Annotated in this window: 13 protein-coding genes and 1 pseudogene; 9 read left to right on the forward strand and 5 right to left on the reverse strand. The window is 67.6% G+C overall.

Translation table 11 applies throughout. The annotated features are described in order from the left end of the window. Positions 1 to 130: 130 nt before the first annotated feature. The 3 genes from HMPREF2716_RS23720 (at position 131) to HMPREF2716_RS23730 (ending at position 5,641) form a co-directional block, all read left to right on the forward strand. Positions 131 to 1,537 (forward strand): amino acid permease, encoded by a 1,407-nt coding sequence (locus tag HMPREF2716_RS23720; RefSeq protein WP_003114855.1) that lies wholly within the window; start codon positions 131 to 133, stop codon positions 1,535 to 1,537. A gap of 285 nt (positions 1,538 to 1,822) precedes the next feature. Further along, the gene (locus HMPREF2716_RS23725) at positions 1,823 to 3,697 is read left to right on the forward strand and encodes a (7S,10S)-hydroperoxide diol synthase (protein WP_023518814.1); all 1,875 of its coding nucleotides are present in this window, start codon (positions 1,823 to 1,825) and stop codon (positions 3,695 to 3,697) included. Positions 3,698 to 3,736: 39 nt separating this feature from the next. Continuing rightward, entirely contained in the window at positions 3,737 to 5,641 is a 1,905-nt protein-coding gene (locus HMPREF2716_RS23730) for a 10S-dioxygenase (RefSeq protein ID WP_031634443.1), read from the forward strand. A gap of 36 nt (positions 5,642 to 5,677) precedes the next feature. Here the strand turns inward: HMPREF2716_RS23730 and HMPREF2716_RS23735 are convergent, their stop codons facing one another. After that, positions 5,678 to 6,580 (reverse strand): LysR family transcriptional regulator, encoded by a 903-nt coding sequence (locus HMPREF2716_RS23735; protein WP_004349593.1) that lies wholly within the window; start codon positions 6,578 to 6,580, stop codon positions 5,678 to 5,680. 513 nt (positions 6,581 to 7,093) lie between these two features. Here HMPREF2716_RS23735 and HMPREF2716_RS23740 point away from each other — a divergent pair. Then, on the forward strand, positions 7,094 to 7,303 hold the full coding sequence (locus tag HMPREF2716_RS23740) for a hypothetical protein (protein WP_003088759.1): 210 nt from the start codon (positions 7,094 to 7,096) through the stop codon (positions 7,301 to 7,303). Between the two features lie 176 nt (positions 7,304 to 7,479). Continuing rightward, positions 7,480 to 9,141: a hypothetical protein gene (locus HMPREF2716_RS23745; RefSeq protein WP_031634445.1), complete on the forward strand. Its 1,662-nt coding sequence runs from the start codon at positions 7,480 to 7,482 to the stop codon at positions 9,139 to 9,141. 122 nt (positions 9,142 to 9,263) lie between these two features. Here HMPREF2716_RS23745 and HMPREF2716_RS23750 read toward each other — a convergent pair whose 3' ends face one another. The 4 genes from HMPREF2716_RS23750 to fusA form a co-directional block, all read right to left on the reverse strand. After that, a complete protein-coding gene (locus HMPREF2716_RS23750) occupies positions 9,264 to 10,076 on the reverse strand; it encodes a nitrilase family protein (RefSeq protein ID WP_003114860.1) in 813 nt (270 codons plus the stop codon). Next, complete coding sequence (locus HMPREF2716_RS23755) at positions 10,076 to 11,506, reverse strand: purine-cytosine permease family protein (protein ID WP_003114861.1); 1,431 nt, start codon at positions 11,504 to 11,506, stop codon at positions 10,076 to 10,078. Before HMPREF2716_RS23755 ends, HMPREF2716_RS23750 begins: the two co-directional genes overlap by 1 nt. 217 nt (positions 11,507 to 11,723) lie before the next feature. After that, the gene (locus HMPREF2716_RS23760; protein WP_023518811.1) at positions 11,724 to 14,318 is read right to left on the reverse strand and encodes a bifunctional diguanylate cyclase/phosphodiesterase; all 2,595 of its coding nucleotides are present in this window, start codon (positions 14,316 to 14,318) and stop codon (positions 11,724 to 11,726) included. 171 nt (positions 14,319 to 14,489) lie between these two features. Then, a complete protein-coding gene (gene fusA / locus HMPREF2716_RS23765; protein WP_070622025.1) occupies positions 14,490 to 16,598 on the reverse strand; it encodes an elongation factor G in 2,109 nt (702 codons plus the stop codon). Positions 16,599 to 16,873: 275 nt separating this feature from the next. Between fusA and HMPREF2716_RS23770 the strand changes: the two genes are divergently transcribed. From HMPREF2716_RS23770 to HMPREF2716_RS23785, 4 genes and pseudogenes are all read left to right on the forward strand, one after another. Beyond that, positions 16,874 to 19,516 carry a TonB-dependent receptor gene (locus HMPREF2716_RS23770; RefSeq protein WP_023518810.1) on the forward strand — a complete coding sequence of 881 codons (2,643 nt, stop codon included), beginning with the start codon at positions 16,874 to 16,876 and terminating at the stop codon, positions 19,514 to 19,516. Positions 19,517 to 19,695: 179 nt separating this feature from the next. Further along, complete coding sequence (locus HMPREF2716_RS23775; protein ID WP_015648711.1) at positions 19,696 to 21,420, forward strand: carbamoyltransferase family protein; 1,725 nt, start codon at positions 19,696 to 19,698, stop codon at positions 21,418 to 21,420. 43 nt (positions 21,421 to 21,463) lie between these two features. After that, positions 21,464 to 22,627 carry an MFS transporter gene (locus tag HMPREF2716_RS23780; protein ID WP_003114866.1) on the forward strand — a complete coding sequence of 388 codons (1,164 nt, stop codon included), beginning with the start codon at positions 21,464 to 21,466 and terminating at the stop codon, positions 22,625 to 22,627. A 1-nt stretch (position 22,628) separates the two neighbouring features. After that, positions 22,629 to 22,779 (forward strand): annotated as a pseudogene (locus HMPREF2716_RS23785) (HAD family phosphatase); the annotation flags it as partial.

The raw sequence follows: 22,779 nt of genomic DNA on the forward strand, positions 1-22,779 counted from the left end.
TATTCCCGGGGCGGCCCACGAACACCCACCGCTCTCGCGCACAGGAGCCCGCGACCGGCACCCGCACATCGCCACCGACGTTCCCTCGGCAATTCATAAGAACCCCAATAAGATTCCAGAGGACATCCAGATGAACGACCCCCAGGGCTTCGAGGCCATCTCGCGCCGCGAACAGGGCCTGCAACGGCGGCTCTCGGCCGCGCAGATGAGCATGATCGCCATCGGCGGCGCCATCGGCACCGGCCTGTTCATGGGCAGCGCCTTCGCCATCGGTTTCGCCGGCCCCAGCGTCCTGCTCAGCTATGCCATCGGCGCGCTGATCACCCTGCTGCTGATGGGCTGCCTGGCGGAAATGACCGTGGCCCATGCCACCCCCGGCTCGTTCGGCGCCTTCGCCGAGCACTACGTCGGCCCGCTGGCCGGGTTCCTGGTGCGCTACGCCTACTGGGCGGCCATCGTCCTGGCGGTGGGCACCGAGGTCACGGCGGTGGCCATGTACATGAAGTACTGGTTCGCCGGTATCCCGGAATGGGTCTGGATCATCTCCTTCTCGACCCTGCTGATCGGCCTGAACGCCAGCAGCGTGAAAGCCTTCGGCAACTTCGAATACTGCTTCTCGACACTGAAGATCGCCGCCATCGTCGCCTTCATCCTGCTCGGCGCCTACCTGGTGTTCGGCTCCGCCAACCCGGCCTACGGCGTGCACAACTACAGCGCCCACGGCGGCTTCTTCCCGCACGGCCTGAAAGGCATGTGGATCGCCGTGGTGGTGTCGATCTTCAGTTATCTCAGCGTGGAGATGATCGCGGTCGCCGCCGCCGAGGCCGAACATCCGGAACAGGCGGTGAGGTCGGCGTTCCGCTCGACCATCGTGCGCCTGGTGGTGTTCTACCTGCTGACCCTGGCGCTGATGCTCGCCATCGTCCCCTGGGACCAGGCCGGGCAGAGCCAGAGCCCGTTCGTCACGGTGATGCAGGCGATCGGCCTGCCCGGCGCGACCGGCGTGATGAACTTCGTGGTGCTGGTGGCCGCGCTGTCGGCGATGAACAGCCAGCTCTACATCACCACCCGGATGATGTTCAGCCTGTCGCGCGCGGGGCACGCGCCGAAGGGCCTCGGCGAACTGAGCCGCCAGGGCGTGCCGCTGAACGCGCTGCTGCTGTCGAGCGTCGGTATCGCCCTGGCGACCCTGCTCAACCTGGTCTACCCCGAGCAGTCCTTCACCCTGATGATGGCGGTGTCGATGTTCGGCGCCCTCTTCACCTGGCTGATGATCTTCTTCACCCACCTCTGCTTCCGCCGCCACCGCGCCCGCCACGGCGGCGCGCCGCTGGCCTTCCGCATGCGCCTGGCGCCCTGGTCGACATTGCTCGGCCTGGCGCTGATGGCGGCGATCCTGGTCACCACCTTCTTCACCGAGGCGTTCCGCATGACCCTGGTCTTCGGCGTGCCGTTCCTCGCGCTGCTCAGCGCACTCTACCTAGTCTTCGTCCGCAAGCCCGGCAGGGATTGTCCGATAGAACGGGCAACGCCCTAGGCGCTCTCCGCCCTGCGAACCTGGCGCGCAGGGCGAAGCCCGACCGGCGCGCCCTTTCCGGACCGGGCGGTTCCGTTTCCCATACCTTTTCCGTCGCACAAAAAGCATTACCCGCCGGCCGCCGCGACTCCGTAGCGTAGTGCCCAACCGGACGTTCCGGCCCGCGGCGCGCCGCGGCCGGCGCGCTCCCGTCAGGGACGAAGTGGCGGCACGCCCAGCCATCGAGCGCACTGCATCGCTCTGCCCTGTGGGGACGCAGACGTCGTCAGCCATGAGGGGAACACGATGCATCCGACCTTTTCGCGGGTCCTGCTGGCCGCCGCGCTGGCCAGCGCCGGCAGCCCTGCCGTCGCCACCGAAATCCAGCTCGAGCAAGGCTGGAACGCCGAGCAACGCGCCTCCTGGTACGACGCCTCGCTCGGTTCGCGGCTGCTGCCGCTGGCCTGGGCCCAGGCGCTGGAGCGTCCGGACAGCGAGGAGCGCCTGTTCTCCGAAGACAACGCCCGGCGCCTCGGCTTTCCCCTGCGCAACTGGCAAGGCGGCGAACTGCGCCTGCCGCGCGGCTTCGCCCTCGACCAGCAGGACGACAGCCAGTTCTCCGACACCCGCCTGCGCTGGAAAGCCCGCCAGTCGTCCAGCGAACCCTGGGTCGGGCTGAATTGCGCCGGCTGCCACTCCACCGACATCAGTTACCGCGGCAGCGAACTGACCGTCGACGCCGGCGCCACCCTGGCCAACGTCCAGGCGATCTTCGACGAAGTGCTCGCCGCGCTGCGCCGCACCAGCGACGACGGCGACAAGTTCGCGCGCTTCGCCGGCAACGTCCTCGGCAGCGAGGACAGCCCGGCCAACCGCGACCTGCTGAAGGCCACCCTGGCCAAGCGCGCGGCGCTGATCGACACCCTGCTGAGCATGTCCGCCACCGACCTGCAACCCGGCCCGGGGCGCCTCGACGCCACCGGCCAGTCACTCAACCGCGCGGCAATCAACTCCGGCGCCCGCCATCTGCAAGCGAACCCGACCGACGCGCCGACCAGCTTCCCGGCACTGTGGCACACGTTGCAGATGGACAAGCTGCAATCCAGCGGATTCGTGCCCAACGTCAAGGTCCTCGATCTCAACGGCCAGGTCTTCGACCTCGGCTACCTGGCCGGCGACATCGGTGTGGTCCAGGGCGACTACGGCGACGTGGTCAGCCATCCGCTGTCCGGCCTGGAGGGCTATATATCGAGCATCCGCGTGGACAACCTGACCCGTGTCGAGGGCCTGATCCACAAGCTCAAGGCGCCGGCCTGGCCGAGCCAGCTGTTCGGCGCCCCGGACAGCGCCAGGCTGGCCCAGGGCAAGCGCCTCTACGAGGAGAACTGCGCGGCCTGCCATGCGAGCATCGGCCGCGACGACCTGCAAACCCCGATCAAGGTCCGCCAGGTGCGCCTGAAGGCCCATGGCGACGACGCGCCGATCGGCACCGACCCGTGGATGGCCTGCAACACCTTCACCTTCAGCAGCCCCAGCGGCAACTACTTCGGCCTGTTCCGACCTTCCCTCGGCACCCCCAGCGGCGTCGGCATCGTCGGGCGGACTTCGAAGATCGCCGACATGCAGGTCCCCGAGGTGTTCCAGATCATGCTCGGCAAGAAAGGCCAGCTGGCCGACGGCATCGCCGAGATCATCCACGCCATCGTCACCGGGCAGCAGACCCTGCCCGGCTCCGACAGCCTGCAAGCGGTGCCCGCCGGACAATTGCTGCTGGCCGGCGCCGCCCCTGCCGACAGCCAGGCGCAGAGCCTCACCGCCGGCGAAGTCCCCACCGACAAGAGTGCGCGCAAGGACTACTGCCTGAATACCGAGCATCCATTCCTCGGCTACATCGCTCGCCCGCTGAACGGCATCTGGGCCACCGCACCCTACCTGCACAACGGTTCGGTGCCGTCGCTGTACGACCTGCTGCTGCCCCAGGAGCAACGGCCGGCCACCTTCTACACCGGCAGCCACGAGTTCGATCCGAGCCGGGTCGGCTACCTCACCGCGCCCGGCCCGGACAACGCCTTCCTTTTCGACACCCACCTGGAAGGCAACTCCAACGCCGGCCACGACTTCGCCCGCGAGTACGACGAAAGCCAGCGCCTGGCGCTGCTCGAATACCTCAAGACCCTGTGAGCCGGCCCCGCCCACATGCCCAATAGAGAGAACCGCCCGATGACCCTATCGCGACTCAGCCTTGCCATCCTTTCCGTCCTCGCCGGTGCCCCGGCATTCGCCGACGACAGCGGCGTCGACCTCGACCAGGGCTGGAACCAGACCCAGAAGACCGCCTGGCTGGAAGCCGGCCAGGGCTCGCGGATGCTGCCGCTGGCCTGGCTGGTGGCGCTGGAGCAGCGCGCCAGCGAAGAACCGCTGATGTCCGATGCGCTGATCCGCCAGTACGGCTATGTCCCGCACACCCTCGGCGGTTCCAGCGTGAAGGTGGTGCAGGGCTACGCGGTCGACCGCAGCGACGACAGCGACCTGACCTTCACCAAGCTGCGCTGGAAAGCCCTGCAGGGCTCCAGGGAACCCTGGGTCGGACCGACCTGCAGCATGTGCCACACTTCGCACATCAGCTACCAGGGCACCCAGCTGACCGTCTACGGCGGGCAGACCATGGGCGACCTCGCCGGCTTCCAGCTGGAGATCCTCGGCGCCCTGCAGAGCACCCGCGCCGACACCAGCAAGTTCGAGCGCTTCGCCCGCAAGGTGCTCGGCGCCGATGGCCTGGTCAGCGGCTACAACGACGCCAACAAGGCACGCCTGCAGGCAGCCCTGGACGCCACCATCGTGCGCCTGCGCGACGGCTCGCACTTCAACCTGCCGCACGATCCCGAGTTCGGCCCGGGCCGCCTGGACGCCATCGGTTCGATCTTCAACTCGGTGGGCTACGAACTGCATGCCAACGAGCAGATCTACGGCGCCGAGGACGCCCCCGTGAGCTATCCGTTCCTGTGGAACGTACCGCAGCTGGACCGCGTACAGTGGACCGGCTTCAACCCGAACCACATCAACGTGGTCGAGATCGACAACCGCAAGTTCGACGTCGGCGCCCTGGCGCGCAACGCCGGCGAGGCGGTCGGGGTATTCGCCGACGTCAAGGTGCTCAGCCCGATCCAGTCGGCGCTGCACATCGGCTACCCGTCGAGCATCAACGTCGACAACCTGATCCGCATCGAAGACCAGCTCGGCCAACTGAAGCCGCCGGCCTGGCCGAACCAGCTGTTCGGCGCCCCGGAGCCGACCAGGGTCGCCGAGGGCCGCGAGCTGTACCGGCAACATTGCTCCAGCTGCCACACGCCGCTGGACCGCAACGACCTGCGGACCCCGGTGAAGACCGTGCTCACCCACCTGCAGGCGCGCGGCGAGGTCGCGCCGATAGGCACCGACCCGTGGACCGCCTGCAACAGCATCGCCCAGCTGAAGACCGGCTACGTGCGCGGCAAGCCCTACCTGTCCTTCGTCGGCACCGGCCAGCGCGGTTTCTACGGCAAGCAGGCCTATGCGGTGGACGTGCTCCAGGAAGTGGTGGTCCAGGCCCTGGCCGCGCGCGGCCTGAGCGTCGCCCTGGGTGCCTTCCAGACCGCCGCCCTGGGCATCTTCGACGGGCAGTTGCCGCCGCTGATCAGTCCGGTGCCGGACAGCCCCGACGCCGACAGCGCCGAAGCGACCGCTGCGGACGCGCCAGGCGCCCTGCTCCTGGCCGAAAACGTCGCGGCCGGCAGCGACAAGGCCCGGCGCCTGGAGCAGTGCCTGGCGATGACCAGCGACCTGATGGCCTACAAGGCGCGCCCGCTGAACGGTATCTGGGCCAGCCCGCCCTACCTGCACAACGGCTCGGTGGCGACCCTCTACGACCTGCTGCTGCCGCCGGACCTGCGGCCACGGACCTTCTACACCGGCAGCGTCGAGTTCGACCCGGTCAACGTCGGCTACATCACCGATGCCGGCGGCGCCAACCGCTTCCTCTTCGACAGCGGCAAGCCGGGCAACGCCAATGGCGGCCACGACTACGGCAACGCGCAGTTCAACGAGCAGCAGCGCCGCGCCCTGGTCGAGTACATGAAGACCCTCTGAAGCCCCTCGCGCGGCCGGCGCTCCCGGCCGCGTCCCTCAACCGGCGGCGACCCGCCGCGCGGTCTCGACGAAGCATTCGAACTGGGTGTCGCTGGCGCGAAGCCGCGAAGTCGGCGACACCGCCAGCCCCACCGGCAGGCGGAAGCCTTCGTTGACCGCCGCCGGCAGAGCGGTGAAGGCCACCCCCGGATAGGCGAACTTGGTCAGCGACAACGGCAGGAAGGCGAAGCCGTCGCCGCTGGCGACCTGGGCCAGGAGAATGCTCAGGTCGTTCGGCCGCACGCTGCGCCGGGGCGCGAAGGCAGCGGCATCCATCGCATCGTTCATGAACTGGCTGTAGGCGGGAAACAGCGAGTCCTTCGGTACCAGCAGCGGCTCGCCGACCAGGTCGTTCAGCGACCAGTCGGGCGCCAGTCGCCGGTGCAGGGTTTCCGACAGGGCGATGACGTGCTCGTAGCTGCCGATCTCCATCAGCTCGTATTCACGCACCACCTTCGGCGGCGCGCCGATGATCGCCGCGTCCAGGGACGACTCGCGGACCAGGCTGAGCAGGTCCAGCGATGGCGCCCAGGATGGCGAAACGGCGCTGCACACCCGCGCTTCCTTCAGTTGCCGGGCCAGCTCGCCGGACCAGCCGGGATCGAGGTAGCGACTGAAACCGATGTGCAACTGGCGGTCGTCGCCGTCGCCGATGTCGCGGGTCAGCGCCTTGGCCTCGGCGATGATCTTCACCGCGCGGCAATGCACCACCCTGCCCACCTCGGTCAGGCTCACCCCGGCCGGACCGCGGACGAACAGCGCCTCGCCGATGTGCACTTCGAGCGCCTGGATCTGCCGCGACAGCGACGGCTGCGAAACGTGCAGCACCTCGGCGGCCTGGCCGATGCTGCCGTACTCGGCGACACAGGCGAAATACATCAGCTGGCGCAACGAAGGCATCGCCTTCGACCAGTTGATGATCGGGAAACTGGCATCGGTCACGGACATTGCGTACATACCCCTCGCTGGCAACACGGGTCGGATCGGCACGGGCAGGGAAACCCCGGGACGGCGCGACGAACGACCGCCGGCAGCCTGCTTCCGAAAGCCGTTTCGCGGCAGAAGAACGAAAGATAGGTAGCGGAGATGACAGGAAGCGCGACGTTCGGGGCCGGGACGCTCTTCATGGGCGGCGTCTTGTTCCCGCGCCGCCAGTATAGCCAGGCGGCATGGGGAACTGGCCATGCGGCACGGCACGGCCGCGGGCCACCCTCGCCGTTCGGATAGGTCCCCTTGCCAGGTCGGTCCGAAGCTGCCAGGGACCGTCGCAAGCGCTGCGCCGTGGGCACCGGCCACGAACTCAGGCCACCTCGTCGGCAGCGGCTGAACCGCTTCGTCTTTTCGTGAACCGCTTCCGTGTCGGCGGAGCGCCAGGGGGTCTACGCTGAGTTTTTCAGGATCAGGAGTACCGCCATGCTGGATCACGACCTGACTGTCGCCCTGCTATGCCGTCTCAACCAGAACCAGAGTGCCCTCGGCATGGCCCTGGAGGAGCTGGCGATTTGGGCGAAGCGCCATGAAGGCGGCGAAACCTACGATGTCGTCATGAACCACCTGCAGACCCTGGAGCGCAACGCCGACTTCGTCGCCGAGGCCATCGTCGTCCTGATGGCGGATCGCTGAAGCGCGCCGGACCCGTACGAGCGGACGAGCCTACGCGGTGCGCTGGGCACGGTGCGCAGTAAAATCTTCAAGATTTTTCTTACAAGGCAATAGGACTCGTCCAAGTTACCTCGCCCATAGCTCCCGGTACCCTCGCCCGTTACACCTTCCAAGCACCAACGGGATCTCCAGGGCTTATGCTTCTTCGAACCATCAGTGTGGAAACTGCCGAGCAGACGGAACTGAATGCGGCCTTGTTGTGTGGTTTCGCCATTCCCGCCAGCGACCGCAACTTCATCGCCTACAGCCTCAACGAACAGGTCGACGAAAACGACTCGCGTGTCTACATCGCCTCCCTGTTCAAGACCGACGACGGCTTCCGCCTGGGCCGCCTCGACACCGACGAGGCCTGCGAGGCGGCCATCCAGGTGTTCCGCCAGCTGGTCCGCGAAGCCACCACCGGCAACCGCCGGACCAGCGACCTGGCCTACCACCTCATCGACCTGCAGGACGCGGCCATCGCCCCCTCGCGCCGGGAAGAACATCGCTCCCTGGTGCTCGAACGCGAGTGGGTGATGAAGCTCGTCACCTTCGAGTCCCCCCATGGCTACGGCCCCGCCCTGGATGGCGAGGAACCCTGCGCGGACGTCCCGCCGCTCGTCCATGAGGCCCTTTTCGAAGACGCCGCTCCCGATGTCTTCGCCGCGGACGATGCGGACGAGGCCACGGACGGGCCGGCGGAGCCCATCGACGAGCCCGAGGCGGCGGAAGACGAAACCGTCACCGAGGCCGGATGCGTCGAGCCCGAGCCGCGGCCGGAGGCGGAAACGGCAGCGCCCGAGGGTGGGGCGCCAGCCGAGTTCGCGACGAAAGCGGAGCAGTCCGCCAAGGTAGCGGATGCCGAGGCCATCGGCGCCTTCGTCGACAACGCCAGTCATCTTCGCGAGGAGCTTGCCGACCTGGCGCAGATGCTCCACCCCGCGCTGCACGCCGCCGACGCCACGGGCAGCGCCAACCTTCCGTCTCCAGACGCCGCCGAGGAATCCTCCATGCCCCCGAGCCCCTCCCCCCTCGCCGCACCCGCGCCGGAACCGGTATCGGCCAGGGTCCCCAGCCTGTCGCTGCGCCTCCGGGTGCCGCCCGCACGCCTGGCCGGCGCCGAGGGCGGGGCCAACGCCAGAGAGGCGCCCACCCAGGCCGCCGCCGTCATTCGCCAACCCGAGGATGAAGCCCACGTGGATACGGATACCGCGCTCGATATCGGCAACGATACCGAGCATCTGCTACAGGACGTGCAGGGCACCCTGGCCGACCTCGCCGGCATGGCCCAGCAACTGAGCCAGCAGAAGCAGGAAGCGCTCAAGCAGCAGGAGTCGCTGGAGTCGCTCCAGACGCAACTGCACGAGAAGGAGCGGCAATTGCAGGAAAAGGAAAAGCAGCTCCGGCAGTGGCACAAGCGCCTGCAGGACGACCGCCAGGCGCTGGAGCGGGAAACCGAGCAGAGCAACCGTCTCCTCGCCGAGCGCAGCGCGGCCCTGCAACAACTCGCGGAAAGCGTCGAAGCCCGCGAGCGCAGCAGCGCGCGGCGAGCCGAGGTACTGCAGATCGAACAGGAACGCCTCGAAGAGTTGCGCAGCCAGCAGAACCTGCGCCAGGCCGAACTGGAAAAGCGCGAAGCCAGCGTCCAGCAGCGCAGCCTGGAACTCGGCGAGCGCTTCAAGAAGCTGGAAAGCGCCCGCGAGAAGCTGGCGCAGATCGTCAAGGGTTTCAACGAGACCGTACAGTTCAATACCGCTCTGCACGCCATCAGTCATACCGGGTTGAAGCGCCAGGAAGAGAGCGCAGCCGAACTGGAATAAGGTTCTCCTCCGGCAAAAGGGCGCGGCGCCGATACTGGCCCGCGCCCTTTTTCATTCGCCCAGCTGCGTCCGGCCGCCGGCAAACACCGGGGACGCTTTGCCGCGCCCAGGGTATCGCGCGCTCAATACAGCTCGGGTCGCCGGTCGCGGTGCACGTGGTTGTGCGCACTGATGCGTTTCTCGTCGGCCTCGGCAAGGTCGAGACGGGCCAGCAGCATACCCGCCTCGCCCTGCAGCGGCCCGTCCAGCGGGTAACCGTCGGCGTCGACGATCACCGAGCCACCCACCCAGTCGACCCCGCGTTCCTGCCCGCAGCGGTCGCAGGCGGCGATGAACAGGCGGTTGACCGAGGCATTGGCCTGCACCCTGACCACTTCCGCCGGCCGCTCGCCCTCGGGCCGCGGCGCCGCCGGCCAGTTCACCGGCGCGCAGAGCAGTTGCGCGCCGGACAGCGCCGGCAGGCGCACCCATTCGGGAAACTCCAGGTCGTAGCAGACCATCACCGCGATTCGCCCGAAGCGGGTAGCGACCACCGGCGGTGGCTGCTCGCCGGCCTCGAAGATGCCGCTTTCCTCGTTCCACAAGTGGGCCTTGCGATAGATCGCCCGCACGCCGTCGGCGTCCACCAGCGCCGCGCTGTTCGCCACTCGCTGCGGGTCGAGGCGTTCGCAGAAGCCGCCGACAATGACCAGGTCGAGTTCGCCTGCCAGCGCTTTCCACAACCCCAGGCTCGGTCCGTCGCGGGTTTCCGCCAGGGCCAGGGCTTCGCCGCGATCTGCGAAAACGTAGCCGCTGGCGGCCAGCTCGGGCAGCACCACGACGTTGGCGCCGCGCCGTGCGGCCTCGCGGATCGCCCGCTCGGCCAGACGCAGGTTGTGCTCCTGTGCGCCGATCCGCGGAGCGATCTGGCAACAGGCGACGGTAACCTTGGCCATCAGGCGCCCCCCTCTTCCAGCAGGCGCTCGCCGAGGGTGGCGAGCCGTCGTTCCGCCTCCAGGTCCAGGGCCCGGCACATGAAGGCATAGACCGCGCCGGCCACCAGCAGGCCGACCACGAAGGCGACGTCGGCGCCGCCCAGCGCCACGGCGAAGGGACCGCTGTAGAAGCTCAGGGACATGAACGGGACCATCGCCAGCAACCCGGCCAGGTAGGCGCTCAACCCCGGTCGGCCCCAGTGACCGTAGATGCCTTCGGGATTGAAGATTTCGCTGATCGCGTAGTGACCGTTGCGCACGAAGTAGAAGTCCACCAGGTTGACCGCGGTCCAGGGCACCAGGAAGTACAGCATCAGCAGGACGAAGGTGTTGAAGCTGCCCAGGTAGCTTTCCGGGATCGACAGGGCCACGCCGAATACCACCAGGGCGATCACGCCGATCCCGGTGACGCGCAGGTTGAGGGTCGGAGTGACCTTGCGGAAGGCATCGATGGCGCTGAGGCTGGTGAGCATGGCGCCATAGCAGTTGACCGCCATGATCCCCACCAGGGCCGGGACGGCGATCAGCACGGTGAAGGTGCCGAAGCCGGGATACAGCCGGTTGCCCACCTCGCGCACGCTGCCGATGGCGTCCGGCGCCGGCAATGCCGAGGCCAGGAATGCGCCCAGCGACATCAGCCAGAGCGCCGAACCGGCGGCGCCCAGGTAGGTCCAGAAGATCACCTTGCGGGTCGGCGTTTCGTGCGGCAGGTAGCGGGAGTAGTCGGAGACGTAGACCGCATAGCTGATCTGGTAGCCGGCGGCGGCCGACAGTTGGACCAGGAACGCGCTCCAGGAGAACGCCGGCGTACCGCCCAGCGCCGCGTCCGCTTCGAGGCTGCGCAGCGCGCTGACGGTGAGGACGCCGAACACCGCGATCATCACGTAGGTCAGCCAGCGCTGCACGGTATGCAGCAGGTCGTGGCCGACGATGGCGAGCAACACCGCCACGCCGATCAGCAGGACGTACCAGGGCGCGCGGTGTCCCGGCAGCACGGTGTTGATCGCGTCGGTGGCGAGGATCACGTTGAACACGTTGAAGCCGATATAGACGAAGACCACCGCGGCGAACGGCACGATGGCCCCGCGCAGGCCGAACTGGGCACGCGACTGGATCATCTGTGGCAAGCCCATGCGCGGGCCCTGGTTGGCATGGAAGGCCATGAAGAAGGTGCCGAAGCAGACGCCGAGGACGATCGCCAGGATCGAGTACAGCGCCCCCAGGCCGAGGGCCGGCCCGGTGAAGCCGGTGACCATGGTGGTGAGTACGAAATTGCCGGTGAACCAGAACGGCGCCTGGTGCCAGACCTTGCCGTGACGCTCGTGGCGGGGAACGTAATCGATCGAACGCACTTCGATCTTCGGGCGTGACGCCTCGTTGTTATTGCTCATGCGGCTTCCTCGTCATTCTTGTTATCGCTCGCCGGAAGCAGACATTCCGGCCGGCGGCCCTGGCACAAGGCCATGGGAAGGACGGAGTGTCGGCAAGCGAAGACGGGAAGGGAATCAGTCAGGTCAAATAATCAGTTCAGCATTTTCTGAACCATACGCAGGGCGATCGCTGAACCGAGGGTCGCCGAGGCACCGCGTGCGCCCTTCTGACGCCCGCTCAAGGCCGGCGCGCAGCATGGCCTTCGGCGGAAACCTGGGGCGCCTGGGTCTGCCCCGCCTCGCGCTCCAGCAGATCGCGCAGGCGCTGCGCATCCAGCGGCCGGCTGAGCAGGAACCCTTGCAGTTCGTGGCATTGCTCGTCGCGCAGGATATGCATCTGCCCTTCGGTCTCCACCCCCTCGGCGGTGACCCGCAGGTTCAGGGCGTTGCCGAGATTGATGATGGCCTGCACGATCGAACGGTCGCGCCCGGTCTTCTCCATGCTGGCGACGAAGCGCTTGTCGATCTTGATGCTGTCGAAGGGATAGGTGCGCAGGTAGCCGAGCGAGGAATAGCCGGTACCGAAGTCGTCCATGTTGAGGCGGACGCCCAGTTCCTTGAGGGCCGTCATGGTCCGCAGCGCGCCGTCGACATCGTTGAGCATGACGTTCTCGGTCACCTCCAGCTCTAGCCGGCGGGCATCCAGGTGGGCCAGGCGCAGCGCCTCGCGCACCTGCCAGACGATATCGCCGGTCATGAACTGCGCCGGCGACACGTTCACCGAGACCATCACCTCGCCCGGCCAGGAGGCGGCGGTGGCGCAGGCCTCGCGCAGCACCCAGTTGCCGATCTGCACGATCAGGTCGCTTTCTTCCGCCAGGCCGATGAACTCGTCCGGGCCGATCAGCCCGCGGTGCGGATGGTTCCAGCGGATCAACGCCTCCGCCGAGGCGATCGTCTGTTCCTGCGCCAGGAAGCGCGGCTGGTAGTACAACTCGAACTCGCCGTTCTGCAAGGCGGCGCGCAACTCGGTCTCGCGCAGCTTCTTCTCGGCGAGATGGGAGTCCATCGCTTCCAAGTAGAAACGCCAGGTATTGCGCCCCGCGGCCTTGGCCTCGTACATCGCCACGTCGGCGCAACGCAGCAGGCCGCGCGGATCGCCGCCGTGCTCCGGCGCCAGGGCCACGCCGATGCTGGCGCCGACATGGAAGCTGTGCCCTTCGTAGGCGATCTCGCGGTTGATCACGTCGATCAGCCGGCTACAGAACTTCTCGATTTCCAGCTTCGACGACACGTGGGTACTGACCACCACGAACTCGTCGCCGCCGAGCCGGGCAACCATGTCCTGGTCGCGGGTCGAGGCGCGCAGCCGTTCGGCGATGGCGTAGAGCACCGCATCGCCGGCGGGATGGCCGTACTGGTCGTTGATCGGCTTGAAGCGGTCGAGGTCGAGCATCAGTACCGCTACCGGCGACTTGCCAGCCTTTTCCGCCAGCAGGCGTTCGAGGAACTGGAACAGCTTGTTGCGGTTCGGCAGGCCGGTCAGGGCATCGTGCAGGGACAGATGCTGGATCTTCGCATGGGCTTCGACTTCGTCGGTGATGTCGGCCGCCGTGCCGCGATAGCCGCTGGCGACGCCGTTGCGGATCGCGCTGGCGCTCAGCTTGCCGATCCGCGCCTGGCCCTGGCTGTCGCGGAAAGCGCAGACCAGGCTGGACGGCGCACCGGCATCGGGCAGCCCTTCCAGCCACTTGACGATGTTCACCGTATCGCTATCCAGCAACTCGTCCAGCCGCCGCCCGATCCAGGCCTCCGGCTGGTAGCCGGTGACGTCGCGGAAGCGCACGGAGAGATAGGTGAAGACGAAATGCCCGTCGACTTCCCAGATCCAGTCCGAGGCCGCCTCGGCTATCGACTTGAAACGTTCCTCGCTGGCCAGCAGGGCCTGGTTGCTGCGTTTCAGGACCTTCTGCTGGCGATCCACCGCGCGGGCGTTGAGCACGGCGCTGCGGCTCAGCCAGAACAGCAGCCCGGCGGCGAGCACGAAGATTCCCAGCAGCGGCAACGCGGTCTCCCGCAGCATGGCGCTACCCGGACGCGACGACACCCAGGCCAGGCGATGGGGAGTGCCCTCCAGGGCAAGGCTTTCCTTGTCGCCCGCCGCGCCGCCGGCCAGCAGGTGCAGGTTGGCGATGCCGTAGTCGCCGCCGAGCTTGGCCAGCTTCGCCGGGGTCAGCCGGTCGACGAAGACCATCACCGAGGCCTTGGCCAGGTCGATGGGCGCATGATCGCTGGTGGGCTTGATCGCCGAGGCGACCAGGATCGCCGGTGCGCCGTCGAAGTCGACGTAGCGGCTGATCGCCGCTTCGTCCACCGCGGCACGGCGTGCGGAGCGGAGGATGTCCCCGGTGTCGGCGTTCAGCGAGTCGGCCAGCGAGCGTTCGGAAAGCTCGCCCTCGAGCATGGCGTAGCGAGTGCCACGGTCATCGATGACGAAGACGCCGTCGTAGCCATTGGTGGTGTAGAGCACCGAGCCGAGGTTGTTCTTGGTGAAGGCCCAGTCCACGTCGACCCGGTTTCCCAGATAGACGTAGGCGTCGGTCCAGAAGGAATAGGTGGTGGAGAACTGCTCGGAATTTTCCCGGCGATTCTGCAGTGCCTTTTCCACGTAGAAATGGCTCTGCTCGATGGCGATGTCGTCCTGGTGCCTGGCGATGTGCAGGATCGCCCAGCCGCATGCACCGAGGGCGAGGAAAAGGGCGGCCAGGAACATTAGGAGATGCTTGGAGACCTGGGAGACTGCGGTACCGCTGGCAATCGCTGAAGCAAGCATCGATTCGCCATCCTTGTGACCGTATAGGTGCGGGCCTTGGTCACTGTCTTATAGTTAAGCATCCAGGGGGCGTCAAAAACCCCGCTTGGCAAGCGCATCGGCGCCGAAGATGCGGCTGCCGCTCCCGCAAAGGCGCGCGCCGCCGCTGGCCTCGGCGGCGCGCGGCGGCTCTCAGCGGCCCTGCCTGGCGACGATCGCCTCGGCCACGCTGGCCGGTACCTCGGCATAGCGGACGAACTCCATCGAGTAGCTCGCGCGCCCCTGGGACATCGAGCGCACGTCGGTGGCATAGCCGAACATTTCGCCCAGCGGGACCTCGGCACGGATCACCTTGCCCGCCGGGGTATCCTCCATGCCCTGGATCAGGCCACGCCGGCGGTTGAGGTCGCCCATCACGTCGCCCATGTAGTCCTCCGGGGTCACCACCTCGACCTTCATCACCGGCTCCAGGAGCACCGCTCCGCCCTTCTGCGAGAGTTGCTTGGTGGCCATCGAGGCGGCGATCTTGAGCGCCATCTCGCTGGAGTCGACGTCATGGTAGGAGCCGTCGTACACCGTCGCCTTCAGGCCGATCAGCGGGTAGCCGGCGAGCACGCCGTTCTGCATCTGGTCCTCGATGCCCTTCTGGATCGCCGGGATGAATTCGCGGGGAATCACCCCGCCGACCACCTCGTTGTGGAACTCCAGGCCTTCCTGCCCCTCGTCGGCCGGAGCGAAGCGGATCCAGCAATGGCCGAACTGGCCGCGGCCGCCGGACTGGCGGACGAACTTGCCCTCGATCTCGCAGGTGTTGCGGATGGTCTCGCGATAGGCCACCTGCGGCTTGCCGATATTGGCTTCGACGCCGAACTCGCGGCGCATGCGGTCGACGATGATGTCCAGGTGCAACTCGCCCATCCCGGAAATGATGGTTTGCGCGGTCTCCTCGTCGGTCTTCACCCGGAACGACGGGTCTTCCTGGGCCAGCTTGCTCAGGGCGATGCCCATCTTCTCCTGGTCGGCCTTGGTCTTCGGTTCCACCGCCACCGAGATCACCGGATCGGGGAAGTCCATGCGTTCGAGGATGATCGGCTTGTCGATGGCGCACAGGGTGTCGCCGGTGGTCACGTCCTTCATGCCGATCAGCGCGGCGATGTCGCCGGCGCGCACTTCCTTGATCTCGTCGCGCTGGTTGGCGTGCATCTGCACCATCCGCCCGACCCGCTCCTTCTTGCCTTTCACCGAGTTAAGCACCGCGTCGCCGGAAGTCAGCACCCCGGAATACACGCGGGCGAAGGTCAGGGTGCCGACGAAGGGGTCGGTGGCGATCTTGAACGCCAGCGCCGAGAAAGGCTCGTCGTCGTCCGCATGGCGCTCGTCGTGCTTCTCTTCGTCGTCCGGGTCGGTGCCCCTGATCGCCGGGATTTCCGACGGAGCCGGGAGATAGTCGATCACCGCGTCGAGCACCAGCGGCACGCCCTTGTTCTTGAACGAGGAGCCGAGCACCGCCGGTACGATCTGGTTGGCCAGGGTCCGCTGGCGCAGCCCGGCCTTGATCTCCTCGATGCTCAGTTCCTCGCCTTCCAGATACTTGTTCATCAGTTCGTCGTTGGCCTCGGCAGCGGCCTCGACCATGTGCGCCCGCCACTCCTCGGCCAGCGCCCGCAGCTCCGCCGGGATCTCCTCCTCGCGGTAGCTGGTGCCCTGGTCGGCATCGTTCCAGTAGATGGCCTTCATCTTCACCAGGTCGATCTGCCCGCTGAAGTTTTCCTCCGCGCCGATCGCCAGTTGGATCGGCACCGGGACATGGCCCAGGCGTTGCTTGATCTGCGCGACCACGCGGAGGAAATCGGCGCCCTGGCGATCCATTTTGTTGACGTAGGCCAGGCGCGGCACATGGTACTTGTTGGCCTGGCGCCAGACCGTCTCGGACTGCGGCTCGACTCCGTCGGCGCCGCTGAACACCACCACCGCGCCATCGAGCACGCGCAGCGAGCGCTCCACCTCGATGGTGAAGTCGACGTGGCCGGGGGTGTCGATGATGTTGAAGCGATAGCGGTGCGGGAACTGCTTGGTCGAGCCCTGCCAGAAGGCCGTGGTCGCCGCCGAGGTGATGGTGATGCCGCGCTCCTGCTCCTGGACCATCCAGTCCATGGTCGCCGCGCCGTCATGGACCTCGCCCATCTTGTGGTTGACGCCGGTGTAGAAGAGGATCCGCTCGGTCGTCGTGGTCTTGCCGGCGTCGACGTGGGCGACGATGCCGATGTTGCGATAAAGCTCGATGGGAGTGGTGCGAGCCATGATCTGCCCCTTGGGTGCTGCCCTGGATGATGGGAACGACTGCTGAAAGAAAAATGTAGCTGAAGAAAGGACGCCGCAGCACCGCCGCGACGCCTGCTTTTCGACCTCGGCAGAGGGGACTGGTTCTGCCGCTCCGGCCCGCCGACGAAAGGCGCGACGGCAGGGCTTGTTCCCAGCGGACATAAACTCATGGCGCAAAGGTCTAAGCCGTCCCTGGAAAATCCCCCGGCTCGACGGACATCCCTGGACACACCGGAACAAGGGATGCCCCGACCATGCACCGATCGCTCCACACCGACGCGCCGCTGGGCGCCGCCCTGCTGCTGGCCCTGCAGCTCGCTCCCGGCAGCGCCGCCGCGGCGGAGGATCAGGCGCCTGTCGACCCGCCCACGGTCCAGTTGCAACGAATCGAGGTGACCGGCAGCGCGATCCGCCGGGTCGATGCGGAAACCGCGGTGCCGATCAGCGTCCTGCGCGCCGAGGAGCTGCGCCAACAGGGCGTGACCAGCACCGAGGAACTGATCGGCCGGCTTTCCGGCAACCAGGGCGTATACAACTCCAGTCGCTCGGTCGGCAGCGCCACCGGCGGCGCCTCGTTCGCCGACCTGCGCGGAATCGGCGCGAACAAGACCCTGGTGCTGCTCAACGGCCGGCGCCTGGCGAACAATGCCATCGACGGCTCCGCGGTGGATCTCAACACCATTCCCTTCGCCGCCATCGACCGGGTCGAGGTGCTGCGCGACGGCGCCTCCGCGCTGTACGGCACCGATGCCATCGGCGGGGTGATCAACTTCATCACCCGCAAGAGCCTGAACGAAGGCCGCTTCGACAGCGGCTACGCCTCCCCCACCCACGACGGCGGCGGCAACCAGCGCAACGTCAGCGCTAGCTGGGGCTTCGGCGAGCTGGAGGAGGATCGCTTCAATGTCTTCGCGGTGGCCAACTACGACAAGCAGGAGCGCCTCGGCGCCAAGGACCGCGGCTACACCTACAACTACCAGCCGGGACGCGGCCTCGACTACAGCTCCGGCACCGCCTTCCCCGGCAACTGGAGCCAGGGCGCCAACGCCAGCAATCCGCTGGCCGCCGGCGGTTGCAAGGGCGCCGACCTGATTCCGCGCAACGGCATCTGCCGGCAGAGCCTGTGGCGCTACCTCGACCTGGTGCCGGAAACCGAGAAGACCTCGGTGTTCAGCCGCGCCACCGGCAAGCTGGCCGACGAGCACAACGTCAGCCTGGAGTACTTCTGGTCGCGCAACGACAACGCTACCCAGGTCGGCCCAGGGACCCTCACCGGCCTGCAGATCGATCCCGGCACCGCCTTCTATCCCGGCAACGGCATCACTCCCGGACCCGGCGGCTTCGTCCTCGACCCGAGCCGGCCGGTGGAGGTCAACTGGCGACAGAGCGTGCTCGGGCCGCGCCTGCAATCCTCGCAGAACACCGGCCAGCGCCTGCTGCTCGGCTTCGACGGCCAGTTCGCCGGCTGGGACTACGATATCGGCGCCTCGTACAACCAGAACAAGGTGGTCGACCATATCCACAGCGGCTACGTCGATGATCGCGCCGCCGCCCTCGGCATCGCCAACGGGACGCTGAACCCGTTCGGGCCGCAGACCGACGCCGGCCTCGCCTACCTCGGCAGCCATGCCCTGAGCGGCGACTTCCGTACCTCGATCGGCCGCGTCAAGGGCCTGGACGCCCGCGCCAGCCGGGAGATCGGCGACTGGTTCGGCGCCGGGCCGGCGGCCCTGGCGCTGGGCGGCGAGTTCCGCAAGGAAGCGTTCCACCAGGACATCCAGGACTTCGCCGGCAACGTGCAGAGCCTCGGCGTCGATCCCGCCGCCACGGTCAGCGGCGAGCGCAACCTGAAGGCGCAGTACGCCGAACTCAACGTGCCGGTGCTGGACAGCCTGGAACTCAGCGCGGCGATCCGCCACGACAAGTACAGCGACTTCGGCAGCACCAGCAACCCGAAATATTCGTTCCGCTTCCAGCCGTTCCGCCAGTTGGTCCTGCGCGGCGCCTACAGCGAAGGTTTCCGTGCGCCGTCGCTGTACGAACTGTACAACCCGACCTTCACCACCTATACCAGCGCCAACTACGACGACCCGCGCCTGTGCGCCGGCGGCCAGCCGAGCCAGGGCGGCATCGCCAACCGCGACTGCGCCCAGCAGTTCTACAACGCCACCGGCGGCAATACCGACCTGCGACCGGAAACCGCGCGCAACGTTACCCTGGGCCTGGTCTACCAGCCGCTGCGCGACCTTTCCGTCGGCCTGGACTTCTGGTGGATCAGGATCGCCAACCAGATCGCCGAGTTTCCCGAAGCGGCGATCTTCGCCGACCCGCAGGCCTACGCCGGACGCATCGTGCGCAAGGCCGACGGCTCGATCGATCACGTCGTCACCGGACTGGCCAACCTCGGCAAGGTAAAGACCAGCGGCGTCGACCTGAGCCTCGATTATCGTTTCCCGGCCAGCCGCTACGGGCAGTTCGGGCTCGACCTGCAAGGCACCTACGTGTCCCGCTACGACTTCCAGCAGCAGATCGGCGGCCAGTACCTGGACAACGTCGGCGACTTCCAGGGCGTCGGCGTGATCGCCCGCTGGAAGCACGTCGCCAACGCCACCTGGAGCCGCGACGCCTGGCAGGCCACCCTGAGCAACCGCTACACCAGCGGCTACAACGACTACGACCGCGCCAGCCACGGCAAGGTCGGCTCGTGGAACCTCTGGGACCTGGCCGGCAGCTACCGCCTCAGCCACGCGCTGGGGCTGACCCTCGGGGTGAAGAACCTGTTCGACCGCGAACCGCCGTTCAGCAACCAGACCTACACCTTCCAGAGCGGCTACGACCCGCGCTACACCGATCCCTACGGGCGCATCCTGTTCGGCAGCCTCAGCTACAGCTTCTGATGCCGGCGCGGGCGCCCGGCCGGTATGGCCGGCAAGCCCGTCGACGGCTGTCCAGCTACCAGATCCGGTAGCCCTGCCAGATTTCGCAGGCGACCAGATCTGGCAGGTTGTTGGGCTCCCGGTGCCATGCAACCTATTACGCCTCTCGCCCCCCACCCGTTCGCGCAAGAGGACACCGCATGATCATTCTCGGGATCACCAACAACGACCTGGCCGGCGCCTGCCTGGTGCGCGACGGCGGGATCGTCGCCGCCGCCAGCGAGGAGCGCTTCACCCGCCAGAAGGACCACAAGGCCTGGCCGAGCCGCTCCATCGACTATGTGCTCGGCGAGGCCGGCATCGACCTGGCCGACATCGACCGCATCGCCTACGGCTGGAACGCCGGGTTCGACGCCGGGCGGCACCTCGACCTCTATCTGGACCGGGTCCTCGAGGAAGCCCGCGAGCGTCCCGAGGGCCTGCCGCACCTGCGCAAGCGGATCGCCGACGAAATGGCCAACGACAAGGCCAAGCGCGGCGAATTCGATGCCTTCGTCCGCGCCAACGGCCTGCGCGGCAAGGTCGAGTACATCGACCATCACGAATGCCACGCCCTCGGCGCGTTCGTCTGCTCGCCGTTCGACGAGGCGCTGACCCTCACCTGCGACGGCCGCGGCGACTTCCAGTCGCTCACCGTCACCCACTACCGCGCCGACGGCGGCGAGACGGTCCTGCAACGCGAGACCAGCGTCGACAGCCTGGGCTACTTCTACGGGCGCATCACCCGCCTGCTCGGCTTCAAGCCGAACCGCCACGAAGGCAAGATCACCGGCCTGGCGGCGTTCGGCGACGCGGAAAAGCTGCTGCCGCTGATGAACGACATGATCCGCCTGGAGAACGGCCGCCTGCGCGCCCGCTGCGGCGAACTGTACCTGCCCTCCTACGACGGCTACAGCGATCCGCTGCTGCAACGCTGCGCGGCGGAACGCCCGGCGGATGTCGCCGCCGCCGCGCAACGGCACTCCGAAGACCTGCTGGTGGCCATCGCCCGGGAGCACGTGGCGCGCACCGGCTGCGCCAACCTGTGCCTGGCCGGCGGGGTGTTCGGCAACGTCAAGCTGAACCAGCGCCTGCGCGAGATCCCCGGGGTCCGCGATGTCTACGTGCTGCCCTGCATGGGCGACGGCGGCCTGGCCCTGGCCGCGGCGGTGGCGGTGGCCTATCGCGAGAACGGTACGCGCTTCCCGGCACCGAGCATGGCCCTCGGGCCGGACGCGCGCAGCGCCGCGCAGAATGCCGAGCTGATCGCCAGCCAGTACCCGCAACTGGCCTACAGCCGGCCGGCCAACCTGATCGAGACGCTGGTCGAAGCGCTGCGGGAAAACCAGGTGCTGGGCATGTTCAAGGGCCGCATGGAGTTCGGCCCGCGCGCCTTGTGCAACCGCAGCATCGTCTACCATCCCGGCGATGCCAGCGCCAACGACTGGCTCAATCAGCGCATGGAACGCACCGAGTTCATGCCATTCGCCCCGGTCACCGCGGTAGAACACGCCGAGGCTTGCTACGTTGGCTGGCGTGAAGACCAGGTGGCGGCCGACTACATGACCATGACCTACGACTGCCATGCGGATTTCCGCGCGCGCTGCCCGGCGGTGGTGCATGTCGACGGCACCGCGCGGCCGCAGATCATCCGGCCGCAGGCCGATCCGTTCATGCACGCCCTGCTGCATGCCTGGCATGCCCGCAGCGGCCAGCCGGCGCTGATCAACACCTCCTTCAACCGCCACGAGGAACCGATCGTCTGCGCCCCGCAGGACGCCCTCGGCGCGCTGGAGGACGGGATGGTCGACCTGGTGGTGCTGGGCGAGTCCCTGCTGGTCTGGCGCAAGGGCGAGAACGCCTTCGCCAGGGCGCGCTTCGAGTGAGGCGCAAACCGCAGCGAACCGGCACGGCGACGCGGGAACCGGCATGTACCTGATCTTTTCCGGCTACTTCGCCGCCGAGGGGCTGATCTATCCGTTCTGGCCGACCTGGCTGGCCAGCCTGGGCTTCGGCGCCAGCCAGATCGGCCTGTTGATCGCCGCGGCCTACTGGCCGCAGGTGATCGCCGGGGTGGCGCTGACCTACGTGGCCGACTGGCGCATCGACCAGTTGCGCCTGGCGACCCTGCTGGCGGCCCTGGCCGGCGCCTGCGCCCTGCTGTTCCAGCTGGCCGAGGGCCTGCCCCTGTTCATCGCCCTGAGCGTGCTCTACGGCGCATTCTGGACCAGCGTGCTGCCGCTCACCGAATCCTACCTGCTCAAGCGCGACAAGGCCGCCCTGCAGAACTACGGGCGGGTACGCGCAGTCGGTTCGCTGGCCTTCATCCTCACCGCGACCCTGGGCGGCCTGCTGCTCGGTCGGTTCGGCCAGCAACTGGTGCCCGCCCTGGTCGGCCTGACGATGCTGCTCACCGCGCTGGCCTGCCTGTTCCTCCGTCGCCGCAGCCTGCGCCGTCCGGACTCGCCGCTGCCGGGCGCCAGGCGCCGTCCCGACCTGCGCGGGATCCTCCGGCAACGCCCCCTGCTGCTGGCCATCGCCGCGGCGGGAATGATCCAACTGAGCCACTCGCTGTACTTCACCACCGCCTCGCTGGGCTGGCAGACGCTGGGCTACTCGTCGTTCTCGGTCGGCGCCTTCTGGGGCCTGGCGGTGATCGCCGAGATCAGCTTCTTCGCCGTCTCCAACCGCATCCTGGACCGCCACCCGGCGCTCCAGGTGATGCTCTTCTCCAGCCTTTGCGCGGCGCTGCGCTGGGGCCTGCTGGCCGGCAGCGAACACCTCGCCGCGATCCTCCTCGGCCAGTGCCTGCACGCCCTCAGCTTCGCCGCCTACCACGCCGCGGTGATGCGTTACATCCGCGACCACGCGCCGGAAAGCGCGCGGGTACTGACCCAGGGGATCTACTACTCTCTGGCGGTAGCGCTGCCCATGGGCCTCGCCAGTCCGGCCGCCGGCTGGCTGTACGAAGGCCTGCCGCAGTGGTCCTATCTGATCATGGCGCTGTTCGCCCTCGGCGGCGCGGTCCTGGTCTGGCTTGCCCTACAGAGTGCCCGAGATGCATCGACTAGCGTTTTCAGCCGTTCTGTTTGACATGGACGGCGTCCTGATCAGCTCCCGCGAAGCCATCGCCGCGGCCTGGAGCCGGGTCGCCGGCGAACAGGGCGTGGCGCTCGGCCCGGACTGCCTGCGCGACCACGTGCACGGTCGCCCGGGCGGCTACACCCTGGACTATCTGTTCGGCC

This window comes from Pseudomonas sp. HMSC076A11 (assembly GCF_001810205.1).
GTDB classification, from domain to species: domain Bacteria; phylum Pseudomonadota; class Gammaproteobacteria; order Pseudomonadales; family Pseudomonadaceae; genus Pseudomonas; species Pseudomonas aeruginosa.

Excerpts from the sequence above, each read along its gene's own strand:
- HMPREF2716_RS23735 (WP_004349593.1), bottom strand. The coding sequence starts at position 6,580 with ATGCCTTCGTTGCGCCAGCTGATGTATTTCGCCTGTGTCGCCGAGTAC.
- HMPREF2716_RS23725 (WP_023518814.1), top strand. The coding sequence starts at position 1,823 with ATGCATCCGACCTTTTCGCGGGTCCTGCTGGCCGCCGCGCTGGCCAGC.
- HMPREF2716_RS23775 (WP_015648711.1), top strand. The coding sequence starts at position 19,696 with ATGATCATTCTCGGGATCACCAACAACGACCTGGCCGGCGCCTGCCTG.
- HMPREF2716_RS23755 (WP_003114861.1), bottom strand. The coding sequence starts at position 11,506 with ATGAGCAATAACAACGAGGCGTCACGCCCGAAGATCGAAGTGCGTTCG.
- HMPREF2716_RS23750 (WP_003114860.1), bottom strand. The coding sequence starts at position 10,076 with ATGGCCAAGGTTACCGTCGCCTGTTGCCAGATCGCTCCGCGGATCGGC.
- HMPREF2716_RS23780 (WP_003114866.1), top strand. The coding sequence starts at position 21,464 with ATGTACCTGATCTTTTCCGGCTACTTCGCCGCCGAGGGGCTGATCTAT.
- HMPREF2716_RS23740 (WP_003088759.1), top strand. The coding sequence starts at position 7,094 with ATGCTGGATCACGACCTGACTGTCGCCCTGCTATGCCGTCTCAACCAG.
- HMPREF2716_RS23760 (WP_023518811.1), bottom strand. The coding sequence starts at position 14,318 with ATGCTTGCTTCAGCGATTGCCAGCGGTACCGCAGTCTCCCAGGTCTCC.
- HMPREF2716_RS23720 (WP_003114855.1), top strand. The coding sequence starts at position 131 with ATGAACGACCCCCAGGGCTTCGAGGCCATCTCGCGCCGCGAACAGGGC.
- HMPREF2716_RS23770 (WP_023518810.1), top strand. The coding sequence starts at position 16,874 with ATGCACCGATCGCTCCACACCGACGCGCCGCTGGGCGCCGCCCTGCTG.
- HMPREF2716_RS23745 (WP_031634445.1), top strand. The coding sequence starts at position 7,480 with ATGCTTCTTCGAACCATCAGTGTGGAAACTGCCGAGCAGACGGAACTG.
- fusA (WP_070622025.1), bottom strand. The coding sequence starts at position 16,598 with ATGGCTCGCACCACTCCCATCGAGCTTTATCGCAACATCGGCATCGTC.
- HMPREF2716_RS23730 (WP_031634443.1), top strand. The coding sequence starts at position 3,737 with ATGACCCTATCGCGACTCAGCCTTGCCATCCTTTCCGTCCTCGCCGGT.